We start from the raw sequence: 2,982 nt of genomic DNA on the forward strand, positions 1-2,982 counted from the left end.
CCTCCCCGACGAGCCCGCGAACACGCGGAACCCGCCTGGTCAGTGTCCGGAATCCGGGGTCAACCCCAGGACGATGTCCTGGCAGTTTAAGTCGAGTTGGGTCGTGAATGCGTTCTCCCAAAGCTTGTCCGGATGCTCGAGCGTGTTGATTGCACGCTCGAGGAGCGTCTCGCGTTCACCCAAAGGCTCCGAGGCAGCGGCGATGTGCTCGATGAGACGGGGATTGTAGTTGGGATGGTCAATGATCTTGAGGTAGGCCTTGTCGGCGGTCAACGAGGTCAGCTCCCCCCGCTCGCGCAGTGGAGAGAACCAGAGGTGGTTGTACAGGATCTGCGCTCGCTCGTAGCGGGTATAAGTGCTGAGTTCGAGCAACAGCGTGCGCATCGGCACATCGGCAGCGTGGAGCGCCTCGTACCACGACAATGCCTGGTTCAAAATGTGCTCGCGGGTAGTCAAGACAAAGAGCGTATTGGCCGACGAGCGGCAGGTACGAATGAAGGATGCGAGGCGTTTATCCTCGTTTTTCACGAGCCGAGAGTGAAGGAACGTTGAGCCAAGGAAGTCATCGTAGACGAACATTTGCTTTCGTGTCGTGTCGAGGACGTCGAAGCCCTCATTGATGTCGAGGGAGAGCTCCACCGGCTCATAGCCCGCGGCCGCGGCGTCGGCAACGAGCATTCGCGCGAGCGTGGTCTTGCCGATGCCCGGCGGCCCTGAGACAACGAGCACGCGTTCCTTGTTCAATCGTGCCTCAGCGGTATTGAAGGCCCCAGTGTCGACCACAAGTGGCAAGGTTCTCCGGACGTCTTCCAGAAGCAACCTGCTCCGTTGCCAGGTGCCGGAGTGAAGCATCTGCTCTAGCGCCGCCTGGCTGTTTAGCCAGAGTTTGACGTGCGCGCGCTCGACATCGGGACGTCGATTGAGCAAAAGCTCGAGATCATCCTCGCCAAGTACGTCGTCGTCACGCGCAATCCATGGCGAAAGGGTGGCTCTTAGGATGCTCTTGTTGTCGGCGGTGAGACGCCGGGATGTCACGAACTGATAACTAGCGGGGCGGGGACTCAACTGCCCGACTTTCGTCGACTCGGTCTTCGCAGCAGCGTTGAGTTGCGCGAAGGTGCTGTCCGACATGTGCTTGCACTGGACGATGTGAAGACCGCCAGCCTCGTCGATCCGGCGCAGGTCGACTCCTCGGTCAGGACCGCGTGAGAAGACCTCATACTGATGGTCTGCCTCGGCCCCAAGCAGGTCGGCGACCAGAAGTTCGAAGTCATGGTCGGACAGGCTCCGATAGTTCCTCAATAGTGCCCTCCCGAGGCTGACGCTAAGCGGCCGTCGTCGCGGCCGACGATGTTGGGAGCGCGGATACCTTCTCCCAGACATCAAGCATGGTGTCGGTCGAGTTGGCGAGTTCATCTTCGGTGACCCGCGCGTTCAAGTTGTTCTCTGGGTGATGGATGGAGTTGCGAATGTACGTCGGCAATGTCTGCTGTTGGACGGCGCCGCCGGTCCTCGTCCACAGTTTCACCGTCGGGATGCCTTCGGTCACGAGAAATCGCTCGATTTCCTTCTGCGTCGCGTCCCTGGGCGGAGCGATCCGCGACTCAAAATCGCGTTGAATGGCACCGTAGATCTCATCGTGGAACTCGTAGCTGTAGATCCCGAAGGCGCGGTAGTTGATTTCGCCCCACGACGGCTCGCCAAGCCCGAGCACCCCGAATTTGTGCGAGTACTCCACTGTCAGATCCCCGTCGTCGCGTGCCAGGACCGCCAGCCGGTGTTTATCCGGGCTGAACCGCCTCAGCAAGTACGGCGAGTGAGTGATCAAGAACAGCTGCTGCGCGTCAGCGATTGCGCTCAAGGCATCCCCGAGCCGCAACTGCGCGTTCGGATGGAGCCAGGTCTCAGGCTCATCGAGGAGAAGGACTAGAGGGCGCGGGCTATCGGGATCTGCAAGCGCCTCCGATCTGGCGTACAGCTGAATGATCGCCAGCGCCAGCGCACGCTGCATTCCCGTGCCCTTGCCTGACGCCTCTGTCTCACCTGCGCCGTCGTCAACGAGAAGGCGGCCGAGCTTCAGGAACGATCCGGCATCCGGAAGGTCGAATCCGAAACGCATCGAAGCTGGGCCGTACTGGCTTCCGACCATGTCTTCAAGCTGGCGTGCTAGGCCAACCGCATGTGAAGCGAGGCTCTCGTCCCCGTTACCGAACGCCGCCCCGTGCGCCTGAGTGAATGACTTCCACTGATCAGTGGTCAGAAACGGCTTCGCCACGGCGTCCAGTAGTCGGCCGAGCGTCTTCGTGGCGCCGAAATCCGTAACGTCGGTCGGGTTCGTGTCTGCCCACACCGCCTCGAAGTCGATCAGAGCCTTCGCCAGAGCGTCGATTCCCGTCGGATTCTCGAACTGCGCCGTAGCGGGATTCCAGAAGCAGAGCTTCTTCCCATCGAGCACGACGGATCGCTTGTTCTGCGTGACCTCGCGCTGCTTCGTCCATCTCTCAAGCCTCAAGACGATCTCACCAGAGCCGTCATCGAAGACGTAGTCCACCAACTTACTGAACTTCTCCGTGTGGACGAGCGCGTCGATTCCGCCGGCAAGGTCCATCTCAACCCGCGTGCAATCAGCACCCCTACTGAGAATATCTTCCGGCTTCCACTTCGGTGGGCCCTCGATGGCGAACAGTATCGCTTCGAAGATCGACGATTTCCCGCAGTTGTTGTCGCCCACGAGGAGGTTGAGTCCATCGATGAAATGGAACTCCTGCGAGCCGTTGAACCGCTTGAAATTGTCTGTCAACAGCCGCTTGACGTACATCCAGTCCTCACTTCACGCAAAGGTAGGACGATGCTACCCAGGCTTTCCGCGATAGTGAGTAAACCTCGCCGCCTCATGGTGTGGCTGGCTGACGCTGGGGTTGACCCCGGATTCCGGACACTGACCAGGCGGGTTCCGCGTGTTCGCGGGCTCGTCGGGGAGGA

General features: G+C 60.3%; 2 protein-coding genes. Both read right to left on the minus strand.

Annotation, left to right across the window (positions count from 1 at the left end):
- Positions 1 to 39: 39 nt before the first annotated feature.
- The gene (locus ACYVDK_RS14045) at positions 40 to 1,302 is read right to left on the minus strand and encodes an nSTAND3 domain-containing NTPase (protein ID WP_460522785.1); all 1,263 of its coding nucleotides are present in this window, start codon (positions 1,300 to 1,302) and stop codon (positions 40 to 42) included.
- A 22-nt stretch (positions 1,303 to 1,324) separates the two neighbouring features.
- Positions 1,325 to 2,818, minus strand: coding sequence for an ATP-dependent nuclease (locus ACYVDK_RS14050; protein ID WP_460522787.1), 1,494 nt, complete (start codon positions 2,816 to 2,818; stop codon positions 1,325 to 1,327).
- Positions 2,819 to 2,982 lie beyond the last annotated feature (164 nt).

Source organism: Humibacter antri, assembly GCF_054777235.1.

Bases quoted from the DNA above. Each gene is read 5' to 3' on its own strand.
- ACYVDK_RS14050 (WP_460522787.1), bottom strand. From the start codon at position 2,818: ATGTACGTCAAGCGGCTGTTGACAGACAATTTCAAGCGGTTCAACGGC.